This is a genomic window from Janthinobacterium sp. SUN120 (assembly GCF_030397735.1).
GTDB classification, from domain to species: Bacteria; Pseudomonadota; Gammaproteobacteria; order Burkholderiales; family Burkholderiaceae_D; genus Janthinobacterium; species Janthinobacterium kumbetense.
Genome location: NZ_JAPUBW010000001.1, coordinates 615,786 through 637,005 on the forward strand (window position 1 = coordinate 615,786; position 21,220 = coordinate 637,005).

Here is a 21,220-nt window from a genome sequence, read left to right on the forward strand (position 1 = left end):
ATTCTTGCAGCCGAACACCGAGGTAGACGTCATGAACCCGAGTACCCTGGATGGCCTGGAGGCCTCCAATATTAGCGATGCGCTCGCTGCAGAGCCCTTCGGCGAGCCTGCCCCGGGCATCGTGCTGCGCGATTTCCTGGCGGCGAACTATGTCCGCCTGCACCGTCGATTGCTGCGCAATCTCGGTTGCGCGGACCTGGCCAGCGATTGCCTGCACGACGCCTGGCTACGCCTGGCGGAGGCCAGCGCCCCTGTCTTCGTGCAAAACCCGAACGCCTATGTCTACCGGGTGGCGTGCAATGTCGCGATGGACGAGCTGCGTGGCAGGCGGTCCGCGCAATACGACGATGCCGCGGTAATCGAACATCTGACGGATCCAGCGCCCGGCCCGGACCTGATTGCGCTGGCCCGCTCGGACCTGGCCGAGGTCGAGCGCGCGATGCAGCGCATGCCGTACCGGCACCGTTCCGTGCTGGTCGCCCTGAGGATCGAAGAAAAAACACGCCAGGAGGTTGCGGACGAGTATCAGGTTTCCCTGACCAATATCGATACGATGCTGCGCCAGGCCCTGGATCACTGTGCCCGGGAAACCGGGCAGAATGTGCTCGGCGGCATTAACCAGTCCCGGCGAGGTTTCTCGCGCCGCTGGCAGGCCAAGGTGCTCGCCGCCGAGTCCACTGCGCTGGCGCGGCAACGCCCAGCTGCCGACCTGTTCCGTTTTGTCCAACAAACCCAGTCCCTTGGCGAAATCCCTTGCATGACGCGGATTGATCACCGTCACAGGAGCAGCAGTAGCCAGTAACGCAGCGGCTTCAAAGGTGTCATCACGATGGTGCTGTCGCGTTGTTGATCGGTGGGTGATATTTCCCCGGCATGGCATTTCAGTGCTCAAACCGGATGGACCTGTCCTGCCAGAGCATAAAATTGATCGGCGAACGGCATTGTCACTGTGCGATCTGTTGCGAATTGGCCTTTGCGGGTCATCCCCCTAAGTTCGATGCTGAGGAGATCGCGGGCGGCGAGCGAAATGATTTAATGTTGAACATCGGCCTGCTCAGTTGCTTGAGGGCTAGGGGACGACGCTCAGATCGGAGTGATTGACGTGGCATTACTGGGCATTACTAGGAAGGCGCTGGCATCTTCGCGACCAGGTCTCGTTGAGGGAAATGGCGAAGCGCCTCGGTATTTCGCGCAATACCGTCCGGCGCTATCTGCGCTCGGAGATAACCGAGCCCGCCCATGCGGAGCGCTAATCGGCCAGCGCCATCGACCCATACGCTTTTCACCTCGCAGCCTGGCTCAAGACCGAAGCGGCCAAATCACGCGAGCGACGGCGCAGCCTAAAACAGCTTCATGAGGATCCAATGGAATTGGGCATGCCTATCCCTGTTGTCCTTCCCATCGGCGCGAGTGACCTGGATCGCCTTTGGTGGGGGCGTCTTGGTTCAGACCGAACCATGATGATGCAAGATCGGCAGCGCTTGCCCGATGACCGATGGCGACATTATCACAGGTCCGACGTTGCGCTCCCATCGGGAATGACCAGTACAAAATCGTAGCCCTGAATCATGCCTTGGACACTGCTGTTTCCATTCGCCAGAGATTTAGCCGATCCCAGCAAGGGGCGTACGTCGAACAATGACCATTCCTTATGCTCGCTCGCTGCGGCGAAGAAGGGCAATACGCCAGCCATGGCGGACTTGATATCGGTTTTTTCGATTTCTGTTGAGGCCGACGCGCGCCCAATTCCAGCAAATTGCGCTTGCTGGCCTTTGGACGCCAGCACCAACACGTGCAGCGATTTTTGCCCGCGGCCTTCCGCATATTCTGCCAAATAATTGCCGATCTCCCGGCTGCCGGCACTCAGCGGGTTATAACCTCGGAATACATGAACTGCACCGGCTTTCAGCAACATTCGCTGTGCAGGCGCAAGCGTCAAATGGCTGGCCACATTCCGCTTCATTAGTTTGGCACGCTGTGTATTGGATGCATATCCCTGTCCCGGAGTGATGTTTTTGCTATAAATGCTGCGGCTTTCGATCAACGAATTTAACATCGCCAAGGCGGGCATGTCCTTGGGGGCCGTGAGCAGCTTCTGTAAGGCGAATAATTCCTCTTCTTTGACTTTCAACATGAAAAGATCACGCGGGTCTCCGCTCGCCGACGCCCGGCCATAGTCATCGTTTTCAAGCTTGCGGAAGGCCTCGATTTTTGATTTCGCCAAAGGACCAAGCGGTTGCCCGGCCATTTGGTCGAGCAAATATTTCGAAGCGCCCATGAGTTCCTGATCCATTCCCACTAATTGGAACGATGGTCCTGCAGCTTTAGCGAAACGGGCCAGGAATTGCGCCTCAGCTTGCCAATTGTAAAAAGCAGTAGCGACCGGATAGGCCTTATTAAATGCTGCTATGCCAGCAACGCCAGTATTGGCCTTCAACGTCTTTGCCAAAGCATCAGCAACAGCCGGCCCATTTTCGACAATCAGTGTCGTAAATCCTTGACTTGCCAATTCTTCAAAATATGCCGCCGAAAAATTTGCAATTTCTGCAATACCATGGTCCTCGCCGATGAGCACGAATTGGCTCTCCCGACCTGCATCTATCAATGTTGCCGCGCCGGAACCAACCATCTTTCCATGGTCGATTGCGATCGTCGTGCGAAGGGCGGCCAAGCGGTCTGGCAAGGATGGTGCCTGATCCGCCGACAATGCAGGCATGGCCAAGCCGGCCAAAATGATAGAAATAATTATGGAATGAGTTTTTCGCATTATTTTTCGCAAGAATTGTGTTCTGGTCGGCGATTTCAGTCGCGGGGTATCAGCATGCTACGCGTAATCAGGGTCGGCTGACCTTGAAGGACATTTTCCTTTTATGGATTTTCCATATTGGCTGGAAGGAAGAATTTGCCAATGCTACGGTAAATCAGGTGACGCGACAACTATCCTGACGCAGGAGGAAGTTAATAATTTTTTGTAAATGGTCATTGGACAGGACCCTGCCGCCATTAAGGTAGCGGGCGGTTGGCAATGCCAACCGCGCCGCCAGCCGCTAATGCGACAGCACCGAATCGCGCGACCTGTGCCCGAGGTAAGGCAGCAAGCTGAGGAGGCCAAGCACGGCCAGCGCGACGCCGACCCACAGCGGGGAGCGCAGGCCGTAGCCGGCGGCGATGCCGAGGCCGCCGAGCCAGGAACCGGCGCCCAGGCCAATGTTGATGACGGAAGTGTGCACCGTGTTGACCAGCGGCCCAGGGTGGGCGGTCTTCATCACGCGGGCGATGATGGCGGGATTCATCGACATGCCGACCAGGCCCGTGACGACCAACAAGGCGACGCTGATGCTCTTGTCGTGCGCAAAGACGGCGAACAGCGCCAGGCTGATGCCCAGGATGACCATGCCCCAGACCATGATGACGGTGGTGTAGCGGTCCGCATAACGGCCGACCACGGCATTGCCCACCACGTTGGCGACGCCGTAGACGCCCAGCAGCCAGGGGATTGAAGATGCTGGAAAACCGGTAATTTCCGTCAGGATGGCCGCGAAATAGCTGAACGCCGCGAAAATCGCTCCGATGATGAGGCCGCTGCTGGCGTACGCCGCCCACAGGTGGCGGTTGCGGAATTCCCCCAGTTCATTGCCGAGGCTCACGACTTCGGATGGTTTGGTGCGCGGCACCAGCACGGTGATGAGCGCCAGACACAATAGCGCCAGCACCACCACCACCCAGAAGCTGGCGCGCCATCCCAGGTGCTGGTCGATGAGCGTGGCGACCGGCACGCCCACCACGGAAGCGAGCATAAGGCCGCCGATCACGACGGCGGCGGCGCGTCCGCGCGCGTTGGGCGCGACGATGTCGGCACAGATCGCCAGGGACAGGCCAAAGCAGGTGGCGGCGGCCACGCCCGTGACTACCCGCGCGATGGCCAGGATGTCATAGCTGGTGGCGGACGCGGCGACGGATTGGGCAAGGACATAAAAGCACAGCAGCCACAACAGTCCCTTCTTGTTCGGCACGCGCAGCTTGAGCAGGATGATGGTGCTCAGCGGTCCACCGATGACCATGCCCATGGCGTAGAGCGAGATCAGATAGCCGATCCGCGTCACCGGTTCGTCCATGGCCAGGGCCAGCGACGGCATCATGCCCGCCACCATGAATTCGGATGTCGTCAACGAAAAGATCGTCAACCCCAGAATGTAAACAACCAGCGGCATAGCAATATCCTTCGAAAGTAATAACTAAAACACTCGCCAGGCGTGGCGCACACCCCGGCCGCATGCGGCCCTTGCGCGCGCCACGTCGTGGTTAGGTGTTGCAAGACGTAAAGACGCTTTCCGGAATGTCGCCGACAAACAGGTTGGGGAAGTCGCGTACCGAAAGGTGCTGCGGGTCGTTGCCCGTGACCATGCGCAGCAGGCGGTTGCCGCCGGCCTCCAGGTAAAAGACCGATGAGGGCTTACCCGTCCGCTCCACTACCCAGGCGTCCGCCTCCCGGCCCAGCACGGTGTGGCGGCCGTCGTGGCGGGCGCCGCCGCCCAGCAGCACCGCTTGCGGCAGGAACAGCTCATGGAACGGGGTCACCTCATCGGCCAACGCCGTGCCCTGCAGCTGCTCGCCGGTGGCTTGCGCTTGCCTCGCGTAGGCCACTTTCTGCTTGCGGCTTTGTTCACGCCTGGCGTCGCCGATTTCCGACATCCACAGCAAGTGCCCATGTTCCTTTTCCGACCAGGGGTTGAACAGGCCATCGATGCGACAGATGTTGCGCGCATAGTCGAACCAGCAATAGCCGGACGTGACCTGGTCGTCCTCCTGCATCGGCGTCCAGTAGGAAATATAAGCGCTGCTCCATTGCATCGGCAGCAGCGGCGGGGAGACATGTGTCGGCATGGCAGCTCCCTAACGGCCCAGCGCGTAGCCGAGGCTGGCCATCAGCGCTTCTTGTAGCGACGGCAAGTCCTTGCGGCGGGCGTCAAAGCTGGCGGTCAGCTCTGCATTGCTCAGTCCGATACGTTCGCCCACGCTTTCAAACCACAGGCGGCTGCTGTTGGCGTGCTCCTTGAACAATTGCATCAGGGGCACGGCGCGGGCATTGAAACTGTCCAGGGCGGCGGCCGTGCTGGCTTCGGTATCGAGGATTTTCACCAGCAGCAAGGCTGCCACCACCGCCATGGTGGTGCCGTGGCCGATGGAAAAATGCCCCGATTGCAGCGCATCGCCCAGCAGGACGAACTTGCCGTCGCAGGCCCGGTCACGGCTGAGAGTCATGAAGTTGCGCCAGCCCTGGCCTGGTTGGCTCTGCAGCCTGTGCTCGCCGAGTTCGGCTTTGAACGTCCTGGCGATATACGCGGCGGCATCGCGCTCGGAAAGCGCTTCCAGCCCGGCCTTGGCGTACGTTTCTTCGCTGCATTCGACGATGAAGGTGCTCATCGTGTCCGAGTATTTGTAGGCATGGCCGATGAAAATGCCTTGTTCATTGCTGCGGAATACCAGGTTCATCTGGTCGAACAGCTGGGTGGTGCCGTACCAGATGTATTTGTTTCGGCCGAAATCGATGTGCGGCGCCAGCGCTGGCGGCAAGTCCAGCGATTTGTAGTTGACGCCATTCGAGACCACCACCAGGTCGTACTCGGCTTCCAGTTGCGCCTTGTCGTCTGGCGGCGTTTCGTAGCGGATGGCGATGCCGGCCGCCACGCACTTGGCGCGCAGGGCTTGCACCAGGGCCTGGCGTCCGACGCCGCACAGGGTAACACCCGTGCTCATCAGGTTGGGCTGGTCGTGATGCACGAGTTTGAATTCTTCCAGGAACTGCGGATTGAGCCGTTCCGGCTGCTCCAGGTAAGAGAGTGGATTGGCGGGATGGCGCGGCGGCCGTCCCGGCAGCACCACGCCCCAGCCCAGCACTTCCTCAGGGGTATTTTTTTCCGTAATGCTGATATTCCAGCCGGGCTGGGCCTGTTTCATCTGGCTGGCGAAGAGCAGGCCTGCGGGGCCTGCGCCGATGACGAGAATGTTCATTAATTTACCCTTCCAAGTTTGTACCAAACGTTTTGTTTCTTCTGGATTTGCTGCAATTCATCGTAAGGAACCGATGTGAAGTACAGTTTCTCCGCCATGTCCGGCGGATAAACACGGGGGAATTTCTTGTGCATGTAGCGCGTGTAGCGCGTCTGCAGGAAGAAAATCAGATTCGGATTGCTCAGCGCTTCATAGTTGGCGATCGCCATGTCCTGCATGGCGTCCGCCTGCACCTTGCGCTGCTGCGTGAACTCGGATAGGGCAGGGCCTAGCGCATTGCCGTGCTTTTCCAGCAGGGAAACGAAGACGTGGACGTCTTCCAGCGCCATGTTCATGCCTTGTCCGAGGAACGGGGCGGTGGCATGCGCCGCATCGCCGATCAGCAGGATATTGGCCTTGTAGTGGAAGGTGCTGGAGCGGACATTGATGAGGTCGTTGCTGGGCAGCGCCATGAACTGGTCGAGCATCTCCTTGCGGCGCTCCGGCGGCAGGCTGCCGAAGTAGCGGTTGAAGAAGTCGGCCATGGCTTCGCGGTTGAGCGTGCCCAGGCTGGGCGTGCCGGTGTAGGGCAGGCACAGGGCAAAGCTGATGCTGCCGTCCGGGATGGTGGCGGCGCGGCCGGCAAACAGGCCCTTGGAATCCATGCCGAAAAAATACAGCAAATCCTTGCGGAAACCGAGATCTGCCGCGTGCGGCAACACCAGCGTCTTGTAGCCGTGGCGGAAATAGCTCTGCTTGAACTCGAAACGGCGCATGCCGCTTTGCATGGCGCGCCGCACGGCCGAGTGGGCGCCGTCGGCACCAATGACCAGGTCGCCATACAACTGCTGTACGGCGCCGTCCGGGCCCTGGACCAGCACGATCTTTCTTTCCAGGTCGACATCCAGGCATTTATGCTCAAAGTAATACTTCACCTCGTGCTTGACGGCATGCCGGTTCAGCAGGCGCTGGAAGGCCGTGCGGTCCAGCGACAGGGGAAACAGGCCTTCGAGCGGGGTCAGCTCGCGTATCCGGTGCCGGCCGCCCACGCTGAAGGCCATGCCGACGATGGGCTCGCCGCACTGGTCGAGCTCCTGTTTGCTGATGCCAGCTCCCAGGACGGCCTTGATGCCGCGCACCGTCATGCTCACGCCGATGGCGCGCGAGTTGACCGGATCGGCGTTGGCGGCATTCTCCAGCAGCGGATCGCCGCGTTTTTCGATGACGTGGACATCGTGCCCCCGTTGCGCCAGATAAATGGCGCTGAGGCTACCTGCCAGGCCTCCGCCGACGATAATGATTTTATGCATTTCAGGCCTCTCTTGACATCTTTCCCCGAGATAAATCGGTAAGTTGCTGATTAAAAAACTCCAACATTTCTATCGGCGCCATGCCGATGACATCGCTCTCCAGGCCGCGCGCGTACTGCGCCAGCGCCAGGCACTTCTGCGCCAGCATGTCGCAGCCCAGGCTGTAGTCGCCGCTGACCTGGCTGCTGACCGGCTCGGGCACGGGCGGTCCCGCGTGGCGGCCGGGCACGCCCGATGGCATGTTCATCAGGGCCGCCGACAGGGGACGCAACAGGCCGGTCATGATGTCGATGGAGGCGTTCATCAGGCGCGAGCGGCGCAGGCTGCCCAGCGGCCGCTGCGCGAAATGGTGCGCCATCAGCAGGAAGGTCAGTTCGTAGCAGCCTTGATACAGCTGCATCAGCGCGCGCGCCGTTTGATCCGTCACCACCGTGCAATCCGCCCGCGCTTCCAGCACCGGATTCTTCAGCGCCGGCAGCGCCGGCTCGAACGGCTTGCCGCAGGCGGAGAACTTGCCGGCGACGGTGCGCAGCCGCTGGAAGTGCGACGAGGCGAAATGCGGCGAATCGACGGCCACGCCTTCGCCCTGCTCGGTGACGAAGTCGATGGCGAACAGCGCGCTGTCGCGGTCGGACACTTCCAGCTGGTAGCCGGGATAGGCGCGGTTGGTCAGTTCTTTCAGGAACAAATGGTGTTCGCCGCCGCGCTTGCCTCCGCCGCTCTCGAACAGGCCAGGCAGCTCGGCCAAGGCCTGGCGGATCGCGATATAGAAGGTGGCAATGGATTTGCCCGGCGTGGGAATGTAGTCGGGCCATTCGAAACGCACGAAACGGGCCAGCACGTGTTCGGAAAATGGCTCGAATGCAAATTCCGTGTCCAGGCCGAAACGTTGGCGCGCCTGCTGGCCCAGCACCGGGGTGCCTCTGTGGAACGGTTCGCCGAGCGCCATCAGTACATTGTTGACTAATAAATAATGAATCATTTCTTCGTGGGCGATTTCCAGCAACATGCCGCGCGTGCCGCTGTTGCGGCGCCGGTCTTCGGCGCCGCAGGCCAGCTCCAGCTCGGCCGGCAGCCAGCGGCCCGCCTGCACCAGCGCCGCCCCCTGCGCATAATTGGGAATGGAATACGCGGCATACAGGTATTGCAGCATGAGCGACAGTTCCAGGTCGATGGCCTTTTTCAGCTCGTCGATCAGTTCCGCCTTGCTGCCGATGGCGTGCGGCGTGGCCGGTGCCGGCAGCGCCGCCTTGGCCTTTGCCTCGACCTGCGTCAGGTATTTCAGGAACAGGCGCGATTTTGGCAACGACAGTTCGCGCGTGCTGGGCATGTAGTAGCTCTTGTCGCGGTTCTGCGGATCGCACATCTGCCACATCAGGCGCGCATACGTTTCGCACTTGCACTGGTCCGCCAGGCTGAAGACCTTGTCCGACATGAAGGGATATACGAGCTCGTAGTAACTCATCACATGCTGGTAGAGGAAGGCGTAGTCGACCTGCTCTGCCGGTACGTCATCCAGATGCCAGTCGTCGGGCAGCACCCGCACGCCGAGGTACTGTTTGTGTTTGCCCGTCCCCAGCACGATGCGGGTCGCGCCCGGCTGGCGCCCCGTCAGGGTCAGCGCCGTGTAGCCGTGCCCGAGCGGCGACGGCTGCTGCTCCACGGTCAGCAGCGCGCCGTCTTCCGCCTCCGCCAAGGACGGGGGCGCCGCCAGTTCGCCGCGGAAGCGGCTTTGCACGGTGATGGTCTGCGGGAATGCCTCGTGCTTGTTGCGGTTCGGCGCTTCCAGGTACAGCTGGTTGCTGTCCGATTGCGATACCCAGTCGGCTTCGTCCCACTGCGCCTGCGCGCTGCCCAGGCTGAGCGAACCCGCGGCGGGGGCATGTTGCAGCGGCACGTCGAAGACGCCGTGATGGCGCCAGTGGTCGCGGTACAACTGCTCGGGAATCCGCGCCAGCAAGGTGCCGGAGGCATCCTGCAGCAGCAGGTCGCCGAGCGCCTGCTTGCCGCCCAGGGCATGCGTGGGATGCTGTTCCGAGACGGCGTCCGCATCGCGCGTGGTGAAGGGGATGGCGGTCGGCATGTTGAACGAGACGCGATCCGCATGCAGTTTCACCAGCACCGGTCCCAGGCTGGCCTGGCGCGGCTGCAGCAGGCGGCCTACCGGATAGGTGGCCAGCTCGTCGCGCCGCCACAGGCCGATGCTGCCGGCCAGGTCGTAGAACACGGGCGAGTCCGGTTTTGGCGGCGTCGACATATTGAACAGGCAATACTGCACCGTCAGGCCCAGCACCTCGTCGTCGGCCAGGGCTTGCTGCAAGGCGTGCATACTGGCCGGCAACGGCCGGTCCGCATTGAACAGGAAATGCGGGTCTTGCTTGGACACGGAGAACTGGAACAGCCTGGAGCGGCCGATTTCCTCATCGAGGAAATGCCCGCTGCGTTCCGTGATATGGCCGCTACCGAGCCAGCGCACCGAGTGCGCCTGCGCGATGTCGGCGGTAAACAGCGTGGGCGTGTTGGGCGTGGCCAGCTTGTCGCTCAAGGTGAACTGGCCGGCGTAGATCAGCGTGGTGTCGGGCTGCGCCGGGTTGTTGTCGATCCACCTGGCGCGGTTGAAGGTCGTGCGCAGGTACTCGTTGTAGTGGCCCCACAGGCCCAGCCTGGCGCCCACCAGCAGGTCTTGCGTATCGACCTCGCCATCGCGCAGCTGGACGCCCGTGATCCTCGCGTTTTCCCACGAAAAATGATTGTTCCCGCAAAAATTGTGGCCTGCCGCCAGGCTGAAGATGCCGTCCGGATCTGGCTTGCCCTTGGCGTTGAAGCGGGGGGCAAGCTGTTTCAGGTGCGCATGGAATTCAGCCGGCGGCCGGCTCAGGTCGACAGGCTCGCCCGCCATCGATACCGTGTTCGTGGCGATATCGATGTTGCCGTGCGTATTGCGATTCCCCGTCGGCACATTGGCGCGGGCAAAACCCCGAAAATGCAGACGGGGGAAGTCAAGTAGGCTCATGCGCGCTCGGTCGAGGAAGTGATGAAGGTATCGTTGGCGGCGGCGACGTCCTCCCGTTGATCTAGCCGCTGCAGCAACAGGCCGCTGGCGTGCTGGGCACTGATCAGGCTGCCTTCCATCCAGCCGCAATGCGCGGTATAGGCATCCGAGCAAGAGATGATGCCGTCCCGGTGCAGCAGGACGGCCGGGTGCTCGGCTTCCGGTTCCACGCAAAACTCGACGCCATGCGGCCAGAACTTGTGGAAGTGCGCCTTGATCGGCGGCAGCGGCTGGCCATCGAGCGGCAGGACGTCTTCCAGGTGGCGGCGGACGCGCTCCAGGTACACGTCTTCACCGAGTTCCAGGCTGTCCCGCCAGTAGGTGGCGCTTTTGCTGTCGGTGTAGAACAGCACATACTTGTCGCTCTTGAAGTAGACCTTGCGCAGGGGATTGGCCGCCATCAGTACCTTGTCGGTCAGCCCCAGCGCTTCCCACCAAGCCGTGTCGAACGTGAGGAAGCCCTTGAACAGGGGCAGCGAGTCGTACTGGAACGGGCTCCAGGCGTTCGGGAAATCCAGGTTCAGGCGCGGCATGGCGGACGGCGGGATGGCCATCACCAGGTGGCGCGTGCGGTGCATCTGCGTGTCGCCCTGGTGGCTGAAGGCGAGCACATGGTCGGCGCCGGATTTTTCAACGGACAGCAAGCGGTGTTCCAGGCGGAATTCCACCCCGGCGGCCTGGGCCTGGTACTGCAGCTGGCACAGCAACGCGTGGTAGCCGTCGGTGGCATAGCGCCACTGGTTGGCGGCGTTTTCCGTAAAGTGCTGCGTCTCCGGGTGTTTCTTGATGATGTCGTAGGCCATGGCCGCGGACACCATCGGCAGCAGCAGGGCGTCATAGCCGGTCGCCTTGATGATGTGGGTGGCCTTGGCGGCGCCCAGGTAATGGCTGAAGAATTCGAGGAAGGAGTCGTTCGGATGCTCCTTGAGCATCGGGCTCAGGCCATGCAGCGTTGCCTTCAGCTCTTCCAGCACGCTGTCGTGGGAGATGACCTCGGTGAACGGGTAGACGGCATGCGGCAGTCCGCTGCCCTGCATCAGTTGCTGGAAGTGCGGATGCAGCTGCGGCGAGTAGCGGGCGGCGCCGAGTTCGGCGATTTCCTCGCCATCTATTTTCCGCGACTGGATGCGGCCGCCGACGGTGGCATTCAGGTCGAAGACCCGGATGCGCAGCTTCCTGCTGGCGGCGGTGTCGATCAGGCGGTTGGCGCAAGTCAAGCCGCCTATGCCGGCGCCTACGATGCAAATGTCAGAATACGTGCTCATACGAAATTCCTTTTTAACGTTCATTAATCAAAAAGCTGCAAAATCGCTAGCAAAAGTTTCCCCTGCACGTGTAGGCAAGGGAGGTGGGACGCTGGGTGTTACCGCACTTGGCGAGCGTTATCGGCTGGGGAATGAAGAGCCTGGCGAGAACTGGCGTTGTTTCTGGAATGGTCGATTCTTGGCTGCAGAGTTTCTGTTTCAAATCAAAGATGGCACCGACAGTAGCCCAGGCCTCGGGCAGTCAATTTGATAAATATCAATGTAGTTGTCGTTCGGTGTTGCGTCCTTGTCGACGCAGCGAGGCAGGCGGAATGGCGGCGGCAGTGCGCCGGGAAGTGGCAGGGAGGTATGGAATGCGTTGCGGTGCGGCGTATCGAGCCGCTGCGGGAGTGTCGCCGTTTGCCGATGATGCCAGGACCAGCGGTGGGTCCTGGCGCCATCAGTGGTGGCTTGGTCTGCTTCTTGCTATTTTTATTGTTTCTGACTTTGCGGCTGGCGCGCAGTGCACGCGCCAGCCGGGCGATGCCCGATGCCGGTGCCCGTCAAAAATCCACGGCGGCCGACAGTTGCACGCTGCGGGGCGCCGATTGCGAGACGGTGCCATACGAAGCCACGCCGGCCCAGTAATGGCGGTCGAACGCGTTCATCAGCCCGCCGCGCAAGGTGGTCGCCTTGCCGGCGATGGCCGTGCGGTAGCGCAAGCCCAGGTCCACCTTGGTCCATGACGGCACCGACTGCACATTCGTCTGGTCGACAAACTGCTTGCCGGTGTAGCTGACGGCGCCCGTGGCCGTCAGGCCGGGCCAGTACGGCACATCCCATTCGCCGCCCAGATTGGCCATGGACGTGGGCACGCCCACGGGGCGCTTGCCCATGGTGGCGGCGTTGTTGGTCTTCACCAGGCGGCCGTCGAGCAAGGTGATGCCGGCCAGCAGGCGCACGGCCTTGCTGGCGGCGCCCGACAGGTTCAGCTCCAGGCCCCGGTTGCGCTGCTCGCTGTCCATGCTGTAGACCTTGCCATACAGCTGGCCGCTGGGTTTCGTCACCTGGAACACGGCCAGGGTCGCCAGCACCACGCCGAAATCGGCCTTCGTGCCCACTTCGTACTGCTTGCTCTTGTAGGGCGCGAAGACCTGGCCCGCGTTGTCGGCGATGTTCGGCGCAATATCGCCCTTGCTCAAGCCCTCGATATAGTTTGCGTACAGCGACACGTGGCGCAATGGCTTGACGACGATGCCGGCCAGCGGCGTCAGGGCGCCCTGCTTGTAGTGCGTGGTCAGCGCGCCCGTCGTCGCCTGGTAGTTTTTCGCTTCGACCAGCTGGCGGCGCACGCCCAGGGTCAGTTGCACGCGCTGGTCCAGCATGTCCAGGGTGTCGGCCACGGCCAGGCTGGACAGGGTGGAGGCGGACAGCTTCGGCGCGCGGGCCGGGGCGGCGATGCCGGGGTCGGCCACGGCGACAGGGTGGTAGATATTCGAGGTGATGAGCTTGCCGGAATTGCTCACGCTGCCAAATTCGTCCTGGTAGACATTGCCCATCACGACCAGCGCATGCTCGACGCCGCCCGTGCGAAAGCGCGCGCGCACGCCCGTGTCCGCACTGGCGCGCCGCACGCGGAATTTCCAGTTCATGGGCGTGACCGTCATGTCGCCGGCCGCGCTGGTGATGGTCGGCGTCTGGTCCGAATAGCGCGACACGTCGGAGCGCGTGCCGCCCACGTCGGCAAACACGGTGACGTTGTCGTTCAGGTCATATTCGACCTTGCCCAGGGTGGCCAGGTCGTTGGATTTCCACCAGCCCCAGGATTGGGCGATGTTGCGGCGGCCATCGGGCGCTGCCGGCACGGGCAGGCGAGCGGCCACGAGGAAGGGGCGCGTGGGCGCGTCGATCCACTGGTATTGCTCGATCACGTCGAGCGAGGCGCGCAGGCGTTGTCCCTGGTAATCGAGGGCGATGGCCGCCACTTCCGCGCGCGACGTCTGGTGGTCGAGCGGCGTGTGGCCCTGGCGGTGCAAGCCATTGAAGCGGATGCCGAAGCGCCGTTCCTCGCCGAAGCGGCGGCTGACGTCGATGGCCGCGCCTGCCTGCGAGCCCGCGCCGTAATCGACGGTCAGGCGCGTCAGGTCGCGCGGCAAGGAACGTTTCGGCACGGCATTGACGACGCCGCCCACGCCGCCGTTCGGCGACATGCCGTACAGCAAGGCGGCCGGCCCCTTGAGCACTTCCACGCTCTGCAGATACTCCGTAAATAAATGGTAGTTGGGCGAGACGCCATACACGCCGTCGAACGCCACTTCGCTCAGATTGCCTTCGTTGAGGGGGAAGCCGCGGATGAAGAAGGAATCCGTGACGCCGCCGATCTGGCCCGTGAAGCGGGTGGACGGGTCGCCGCCCAGCACCTCGGCCAGGGTCAGCGCCTGCTGGTCCAGCATGCGCTGGCTGGTGTAGCTGTTGACGCTGAACGGCGTGTCGAGCAAGTCTTTTTCGCCCAGCATGCCGGCGCGCGCGCTCTTGGCGATCTGTCCGCCGGCGTCCGCTTCGGCTTGTCCGTTGACCAGCACGGTGGCGAGCGGGGCGGATGCATCGGCCGTCGCCTGGGCGATCGCCTGCGGCGTCACGCTGGCGACGAGCAGGCCGGCGAGGATCAATCGGGTGGTGAGGTGGGGGTGGGCGAGTCGGGAATGTGGAATGGGCATCAGGGGCAAGCGTATAAAGTTGATAGGGAGGAATTGCACACAGGATATTATAAATGAGAATCATTACGATTTATAATGATTAATATATTCATTGCCGCCACGGCCGCATACATGCCGCGCGCATGCCTGGAGGGCATTTCAGCGCGGAAAATGGCCATCCTGGGCCTTCAGATCCGGATATTTGCTGTCTTATATAAGATTCGTCGCCATCTGATACACAAACAGCGGCAGGACAGTCTAAAATACGTGGTGGGCAAGCACGGCGTCACCGCCGGCACACTAGCCGTCCAAAGCAAGGCTAACCGTCCTGTGTTTGGAATGAAGAAAGTTAACCACCAGGCATCACCGCATACAAGGGAATGAACATGGCAACACAAAAATCCAAAATCATCTACACGCTGACTGACGAGGCGCCGCTGCTCGCGACGTATTCCCTGCTGCCAATTATCAAAAAATTCACCGCGCCGGCTGGCGTGGACGTGGTCGCCAGCGATATTTCGGTGGCGGCCCGTGTACTGGCTGAATTTCCCGAATTCCTGACGGACGCGCAAAAAGTCCCGAACACCCTGGCTGAACTGGGCAAATTGACCCAGAGTCCGGACACCAACATCATCAAATTGCCGAACATCAGCGCCTCGCAAGGCCAGCTGATCGCCTGCGTGCGCGAATTGCAAGGCCGTGGCTACAAGCTGCCGGATTACCCGGAAGATGCGAAGACGGACGAAGAAAAAGCCCTGAAAGCCCGCTACGGCAAGTGCATCGGCAGCTCGGTCAACCCGGTCTTGCGCGAAGGCAATTCCGACCGCCGCGCACCGAAAGCCGTCAAAGAGTACGCACGCAAGCACCCGCATTCGATGGGCGAGTGGAGCCAGTCGTCGCAAACGCACGTGTCGCACATGCACCATGGCGACTTCTACCACGGCGAAAAATCGCTGACGCTGGAAAAGGCGCGCGACGTCAAGATGGAACTGGTCACGGCCTCGGGCAAGACCATCGTGCTGAAACCGAAGGTTTCCCTGCAAGCGGGCGAAATCATCGACAGCATGTTCATGAGCAAGAAAGCGCTGCTGGAGTTCTACGAGAAGGAAATCGACGACGCCTTCAAGACGGGCGTGATGTTCTCGCTGCACGTCAAGGCGACCATGATGAAGGTTTCGCACCCTATCGTTTTCGGCCACTGCGTGCGCATCTTCTACAAGGACGCGTTCGCCAAGCACGCCGCGCTGTTCGACAAGCTGGGCGTGAATGTCAACAATGGCATGAGCAACCTGTACGACAAGATCGAAACCCTGCCAGCGTCGCAAAAAGATGAAGTGCTGAAAGATTTGCACGCTTGCCACGCCAACCGTCCGGAATTGGCCATGGTCGATTCGGCCAAGGGCATCACCAACTTCCATTCGCCGAACGACATCATCGTCGACGCGTCGATGCCAGCCATGATCCGTATCGGCGGCAAGATGTGGGGCGCCGATGGCCGTCCGAAGGACGTCAAGGCCGTCATGCCGGAATCGACTTTCGCGCGCATCTACCAGGAAATGATCGGCTTCTGCAAATGGCATGGCAACTTCGATCCGAAGACCATGGGCACCGTGCCGAACGTGGGCCTGATGGCGCAGCAAGCGGAAGAATACGGTTCGCACGACAAGACGTTTGAAGTGCCGGAAGGCGGCATCGCCAACATCACCGACCTGGAAACGGGCGAAGTGCTGCTGACGCAAACGGTGGAAGAGGGCGATATCTGGCGCATGTGCCAGGTCAAGGACGCACCGATCCGCGACTGGGTCAAGCTGGCCGTCACGCGCGCGCGCAATTCGGGCATGCCTGCCGTGTTCTGGCTCGATTCCTACCGTCCGCACGAGAACGAAGTCATCAAGAAGGTACAGGTTTACCTGAAGGAGCACGACACCAAGGGCCTGGACATCCAGATCATGTCGCAAACGCGCGCCATGCGTTACACCCTGGAACGCGCCTTCCGCGGCCTGGACACCATCTCGGTGACCGGCAACATCCTGCGCGATTACCTGACCGACCTGTTCCCGATCCTGGAACTGGGCACGTCCGCCAAGATGCTGTCGATCGTGCCATTGATGGCTGGTGGCGGCATGTACGAAACGGGCGCCGGCGGTTCGGCACCGAAACACGTCAAGCAACTGGTGGAAGAAAACCATTTGCGCTGGGATTCGCTGGGCGAGTTCCTGGCCCTGGCCGTGTCGCTGGAAGACATGGGCATCAAGACGGGCAATGCGAAGGCCAAAATCCTCGCGAAAACCCTGGATGAAGCCACCGGCAAGCTGCTGGACAACAACAAGTCGCCATCGCCACGTACCGGCGAGCTGGACAACCGCGGCAGCCATTTCTACCTGGCCATGTACTGGGCGCAAGCCCTGGCTGCGCAGAAGGACGATGCGGAACTGGCAGCGCATTTTGCGCCAGTGGCCAAGGCCCTGGCCGACAACGAAGAAAAGATCGTTGCCGAGCTGAAAGCAGTACAAGGCAAGGAAACGGATATCGGCGGCTACTACCTGCCAGATCCGGCGAAGACGGAAGCCGTCATGCGTCCTAGCGCCAGCCTGAATGCGGTGCTGGACAGCATCTGATGCAGTCTTGACAGGCAGTAAGTTCTTGACTGCTGCCTGATAAAAAAACGCCGCCGGAAGCGATTCCGGCGGCGTTTTTCATTTCCGTGCAGGTTTACTTGTAGTGCTTGTAGACCTCGGTGCTGCCATTGTTCTTGACCAGCAAGACGTCATACGCATCCTTGCGCGGTCCTTCCATGCCTGGCGAGCCCATCGGCATTGCCGGCACGGCCAGGCCTTTCGCCTTGGGTTTGTCACGCAGCAACTGCTTGATCTCGCTGGCCGGTACATGGCCTTCGATGGCGTAGCCGTTGACGAGGCCAGTGTGGCAGGAGCCGAGCGCGTCGGGAATGCCGGCCAGCTTGCGGTATTGCGCCGGCATCTCGACATTTTTCGCACGGACCGTAAAGCCGTTCGCTTCCAGGTGCTTGATCCAGTCGGCACAGCAGCCGCACGAGGCGCTCTTGTAGACTTCGATGACGGGCAGGGCCGCCATGGCGAACGTGGGCAGGCCCAGCATGGCGGCGAAGGCGCCGCGCAATAAGAAATGTTTGATCATGTGTTGCTTTCAGACGGAATAGGGCTATCGTGGCCACCTTGGTGGCTTGCTTGGGACGAGCTTGGAATTTAAGCGGAAAGCGGCCGCGGCGGCCGGCGCGGGCCGTCGGGAATGAATCCCGTCAGCAAGGTGGCCGTTGCGATGGTGACTTGTTGTGCGCCGCTGCAGGCGGCGGCAGGCAGGGCGAGGCCAGGCGGCATCAGCGCGCCCAGGCAAAAGCTGGCGCAGGCGCCGCACGCGGGGTGCTTGGCAGGGGGCTTGTCGTTTTCCGGCGTGCCGGCGCTGTCCGCGACAGCGGATGAGCGCGCAGCGTGATGCTGGCAAGCCGCTGTCATCGCGACGGCAGGCTCGTCAGCGAGCGGCGCGCATAGCCGCGTGGCGCCCGCAGCGGCCGCTTGCAGCGGCACCGCCGCGATCAGCAGCAGGATCAGCCATGTTTTGAAGAGTCTTAGCATCGCCGGAAAGTATAGCATAGGGGCAACTGCCGTCAGGAGCGGGCGTCCGCTAGCGCGAGGCGGCGGCCAGCATTTTCGATGCATACATGGCCCGGTCCGCATGGCGCAGCAGCAGTTGCATGGTATCGCCGTCTTCCGGATAGTGGGCCACGCCGATGCTGACGGCGATCTGCAAATGCTGTCCGTTGCCCAGGTGCAGCGGCGCAGCCAGGGCCGCGTGGATCTTTTGCTCGATCAGGCTGACGTCGGCCGGCGCGGCATTGCTTTCCAAAAGCACGACGAATTCATCGCCGCCCATCCTGGCCAGGGTGTCGGTTTCGCGCATGCAATCGCGCAGGCGGCTCGCCACCGTCTGCAGCAGCAGGTCGCCGCAGGCATGGCCGTGGTCGTCGTTGACCCGCTTGAAGTTGTCGAGGTCGAGGAACAGCAGCGACAGCCGGCCTTCCTGGCGGTGCGCGCGCGCAAAGGCCGTGTGCAGGCGGTCGTGGAACAGGCGGCGGTTCGGCAGGCGGGTCAGTTCGTCGTGCATGGCCATGAATTGCATCTGCGTCTGCAACTGCCGGCGTTCGATGGCGGTGGCAAGTTGCTTGGCGACAAATTGCAGCAAATCCTGGTCCTGCTCCGTGCCGATGACGGCATCCTGGCCGCCTTGCAAGGCCAGCGCGCCGATGCTGCCCAGGGAAGAATACAGCGGCACGGCCAGCCAGCACGAGGACAGGGCGCAGGCCGCCGTTTGCAGCGCGGCCGGCAGGCCGGCCAGTTGTCCCGCCTGCAGCAGCAGGGGGCGGCCGCTGCGCAGGACTTCGTCGCACAGCAGGCTGGCCAGCGATGACGTGGGCTGCGGCGCGCTGTCGTCGGCATGCGAGGTCATGGGAGGCTGGGCGCCGTGTTCGTCATGCAGCAGCAAGGTCAGGCTGCGTGTGGGCAAGTGTTCGCCGATGATGTGCTGGATGCGGTGCAGCAAGGCGGACAAGTCTTGCGTCGCCTGCATGGCTTCGGAAATGGCGTACAGCGCGGCCTGCTTTGCCTGCGCCTGTTTCAGCAGGGTGACGTCGCGCGCCACGGCCACGCGCAGCTGGTCGGCGGCGGACCAGCGGGCGGACCACATGATGTGCGCCAGGCTGCCATCCTTGCGCAGGTAGCGGTTCTCGAAGTGCGTCTGCGCATGGCCATCCATGATGGCGCGCGCGGCGGCCAGGGTGCGCGCGCGGTCGGCCGGGGCGACCATGTCGAGCATGAGCTTGCCGATCATTTCCTGCTGCGTATAGCCGAAGATGCGTTCGCAGGCGGCGCTGACGAAAACGAAGCGCCCCTCCACGTCGACCATGCACACGGCATCGAGCAACAAGTCGGTAAAGCTGGCCAGCGGCGCGCGCAGAATCTTGTGTTCCATGGTGGCATTTTAATGGACATTCCCGGCGGTGATTCAACTTGTTGGGGGTAGGCGAGGTCGGCGGCATGAAAATGTTTCATTTCCCCGACGCTCATGCTTTTCCGTTTCTTGCCGTTAATGCAGTATTGCCATGCAGTACTTGCCATCACGCCAGATAACGTGACGCAAGGTTTGCCTGGCGCCAGGTAATTGCAAAATACTTAACCATATCGAACTTTTATGATGCATCTTCTCTTCATTTGCAAGGTGACAGCGCCATGACCTCCATTTCTCCACTGTCCAGCTGGAACAGCGCCCCGTCGCGGGCTGCCGCCGCCACGTCGAACCGCGCGGAGGCGGCAGCGCCGTCGCCCGTATCGACGCCATCGTCCATCGTTGCTCTCAGCCCGGAAAGCGTGAACGACGGCAAGCCGGCGGCGTTCGTCAAACCGCCGATGGTGTGGGAAAGCGCGACGCGCGACAAGGTGAGCGAGGCGATGACGAAGAGTTTTTCTTCGTATGCGTTTGGCGGCCGCTTCAGCGGCCTGGGCGCGGCCATGCTGGGACAAGCCAAGCTGGGAAACTACAATTTCTCGCAGGCGATGCGGCAGCCGCCGCCGAGCACCACGCCGAACATCTATGCGGCGTCCGGCATCGCGCCCGGCAGCCTGCATGGCAATGGCGAAGACCGGGTTTCCCTCAGCATCACGACGAAGAGCGGCGTGGAAGTCAAGCTGTCGCTCGACAGCCAGGGCGACGGCCTGGCCGTGAACATGACGACCAGCGGCGACCTCAGCGATGCTGAAGCGAGCGCCCTGGGCGAGCTGGCAAAAGGTTTCCAGGAAGCCATCGACGGCTTGGGACAAAGCACGCCGAAAATCAAGCTGGAAGGTTTGATGCAGTTCGACCAGCGAGTGCTCGAGTCGGTGAAGCTGCATGCGGAAGTCAAGGTGCGCGGCGAAACGGAAAGTACCCAAACCCTGGATTTCCAGGCCGATGGCGCGCAGCGCAAGGTCAGCTTCAGCGGCGAGGCCGGCAGCCTGGACCTGAAGGTCGATACCAGCGCGCTCAATACCCTGGGCAGCCCCGAGCGGCAAGCCAAGGCGCTGGGCAGCTATATGAAGCAATTCGACCAGGCGGCGTCGCGCGGCCATGGCGACGCGGGCCTGGTGGCCATGCTCAAGGATAGCTTCACTGCCTTGCACAGCAATACCGCCGCGCCGCAAGTGGCCACGGACAATCCCGAGACGGGCAAGTGGCGCCTGGCGGCCGAGGACAAGTCCATCTTGACGGGGCTGGCCGATTTCAGCGCCTCCGTGTCGCAGACCGTGAAATTCAGCAATCCCATGCGCAGCGCGGAAAAGGATGGCTTCAACTATGAAGTGTCGCAAAAGACGGAACAGGCCGGCCCCCGCCAGGACGAGCGGTCGATCAGGCAGCAGCAGCAATCGAAGCTGAGCGCCAGCTACCACCAGACGCTGGTCCCCGGCGTGCCGCTGCGCCTGCTGGACAACACGGAATCGCAGAACTATACCTACCACCAGATCGAGGATACGGCCAGCAGCGAGGCGCAAGTGGCCTACAAGGATGGCAAGATGGTGAAGGCGAGCTTGCGGCAGGAGGGCAGCCAGTCCGAACACGTCATGAAGTATTTCCTGGGCAAGCTGCAATCGGACAAGACCACGCCGGGCAATTTCTCCGTGCTGCGCGACTTGCTGCCCGTGCTGGGGCCATACAAGTCGGGCGAGAAGGAGATGACGCCCGAAGCGCGGCTGGAACAGCGCAAGCAGGCGCTGCTGACCTTGAGCGACGACGTGCTGCTGCAGTCGTATGCGGGCCAGACCATCAGCCTGTGGCAAGCCGATGTGCCGCCCGAGGAGGCGGTCCGTTAATTGCCCCTTGCCTCATATTAAAAAAAGCCCGTCTTCCTGCGAAGACGGGCTT

17 protein-coding genes are annotated in these 21,220 nt (G+C 61.8%); 6 read left to right on the forward strand and 11 right to left on the reverse strand.

The features are described 5' to 3' along the window. The first annotated feature begins 31 nt into the window (after window positions 1-31). On the forward strand, window positions 32-802 hold the full coding sequence (locus tag O0879_RS02670; RefSeq protein ID WP_289914499.1) for a sigma-70 family RNA polymerase sigma factor: 771 nt from the start codon (window positions 32-34) through the stop codon (window positions 800-802). Between the two features lie 364 nt (window positions 803-1,166). Next, complete coding sequence (locus tag O0879_RS02675; protein WP_289916132.1) at window positions 1,167-1,253, forward strand: hypothetical protein; 87 nt, start codon at window positions 1,167-1,169, stop codon at window positions 1,251-1,253. Window positions 1,254-1,507: 254 nt separating this feature from the next. Here O0879_RS02675 and O0879_RS02680 read toward each other — a convergent pair whose 3' ends face one another. The 7 genes from O0879_RS02680 to O0879_RS02710 form a co-directional block, all read right to left on the reverse strand. Then, window positions 1,508-2,767 carry a hypothetical protein gene (locus O0879_RS02680; RefSeq protein ID WP_289914500.1) on the reverse strand — a complete coding sequence of 420 codons (1,260 nt, stop codon included), beginning with the start codon at window positions 2,765-2,767 and terminating at the stop codon, window positions 1,508-1,510. A 280-nt stretch (window positions 2,768-3,047) separates the two neighbouring features. After that, complete coding sequence (locus O0879_RS02685; protein ID WP_289914501.1) at window positions 3,048-4,211, reverse strand: MFS transporter; 1,164 nt, start codon at window positions 4,209-4,211, stop codon at window positions 3,048-3,050. A gap of 91 nt (window positions 4,212-4,302) precedes the next feature. Next, window positions 4,303-4,884: a violacein biosynthesis enzyme VioE gene (gene vioE, locus O0879_RS02690; RefSeq protein ID WP_289914502.1), complete on the reverse strand. Its 582-nt coding sequence runs from the start codon at window positions 4,882-4,884 to the stop codon at window positions 4,303-4,305. Window positions 4,885-4,893: 9 nt separating this feature from the next. After that, window positions 4,894-6,012, reverse strand: a complete 1,119-nt coding sequence (locus O0879_RS02695; protein ID WP_289914503.1) for a tryptophan hydroxylase — start codon at window positions 6,010-6,012, stop codon at window positions 4,894-4,896. After that, complete coding sequence (locus tag O0879_RS02700; protein ID WP_289914504.1) at window positions 6,012-7,301, reverse strand: NAD(P)/FAD-dependent oxidoreductase; 1,290 nt, start codon at window positions 7,299-7,301, stop codon at window positions 6,012-6,014. The genes O0879_RS02695 and O0879_RS02700 overlap by 1 nt, the downstream gene beginning before the upstream one ends. A 1-nt stretch (window position 7,302) precedes the next feature. Continuing rightward, the gene (gene vioB, locus O0879_RS02705) at window positions 7,303-10,314 is read right to left on the reverse strand and encodes an iminophenyl-pyruvate dimer synthase VioB (RefSeq protein WP_289914505.1); all 3,012 of its coding nucleotides are present in this window, start codon (window positions 10,312-10,314) and stop codon (window positions 7,303-7,305) included. Next, entirely contained in the window at window positions 10,311-11,618 is a 1,308-nt protein-coding gene (locus O0879_RS02710) for an FAD-dependent oxidoreductase (RefSeq protein ID WP_099667720.1), read from the reverse strand. Before O0879_RS02710 ends, vioB begins: the two co-directional genes overlap by 4 nt. Between O0879_RS02710 and O0879_RS02715 the strand changes: the two genes are divergently transcribed. Beyond that, window positions 11,593-11,868 (forward strand): hypothetical protein, encoded by a 276-nt coding sequence (locus O0879_RS02715; RefSeq protein WP_289914506.1) that lies wholly within the window; start codon window positions 11,593-11,595, stop codon window positions 11,866-11,868. The two genes, O0879_RS02710 and O0879_RS02715, sit on opposite strands and share 26 nt — an antisense overlap. Window positions 11,869-12,160: 292 nt before the next feature. On the opposite strand, the gene O0879_RS02720 is transcribed toward O0879_RS02715, so the two are convergent. Then, window positions 12,161-14,314, reverse strand: a complete 2,154-nt coding sequence (locus O0879_RS02720) for a TonB-dependent siderophore receptor (RefSeq protein WP_289914507.1) — start codon at window positions 14,312-14,314, stop codon at window positions 12,161-12,163. A gap of 75 nt (window positions 14,315-14,389) precedes the next feature. On the opposite strand from O0879_RS02720, the gene O0879_RS02725 reads away from it, so the two are divergent. Together O0879_RS02725 and O0879_RS02730 are read left to right on the forward strand one after the other, a co-directional pair. After that, window positions 14,390-14,677, forward strand: coding sequence for a hypothetical protein (locus O0879_RS02725; protein ID WP_289914508.1), 288 nt, complete (start codon window positions 14,390-14,392; stop codon window positions 14,675-14,677). Window positions 14,678-14,679: 2 nt separating this feature from the next. Next, the gene (locus O0879_RS02730; protein WP_289897656.1) at window positions 14,680-16,911 is read left to right on the forward strand and encodes an NADP-dependent isocitrate dehydrogenase; all 2,232 of its coding nucleotides are present in this window, start codon (window positions 14,680-14,682) and stop codon (window positions 16,909-16,911) included. Between the two features lie 94 nt (window positions 16,912-17,005). On the opposite strand, the gene O0879_RS02735 is transcribed toward O0879_RS02730, so the two are convergent. The 3 genes from O0879_RS02735 to O0879_RS02745 form a co-directional block, all read right to left on the reverse strand. After that, window positions 17,006-17,449 (reverse strand): DUF411 domain-containing protein, encoded by a 444-nt coding sequence (locus tag O0879_RS02735; RefSeq protein ID WP_099667723.1) that lies wholly within the window; start codon window positions 17,447-17,449, stop codon window positions 17,006-17,008. A gap of 68 nt (window positions 17,450-17,517) precedes the next feature. Then, window positions 17,518-17,904 (reverse strand): hypothetical protein, encoded by a 387-nt coding sequence (locus tag O0879_RS02740; protein WP_289914509.1) that lies wholly within the window; start codon window positions 17,902-17,904, stop codon window positions 17,518-17,520. A gap of 49 nt (window positions 17,905-17,953) precedes the next feature. Beyond that, a complete protein-coding gene (locus O0879_RS02745) occupies window positions 17,954-19,297 on the reverse strand; it encodes a diguanylate cyclase (RefSeq protein WP_099667725.1) in 1,344 nt (447 codons plus the stop codon). Between the two features lie 257 nt (window positions 19,298-19,554). On the opposite strand from O0879_RS02745, the gene O0879_RS02750 reads away from it, so the two are divergent. After that, complete coding sequence (locus tag O0879_RS02750) at window positions 19,555-21,168, forward strand: hypothetical protein (RefSeq protein WP_289914510.1); 1,614 nt, start codon at window positions 19,555-19,557, stop codon at window positions 21,166-21,168. Window positions 21,169-21,220 lie beyond the last annotated feature (52 nt).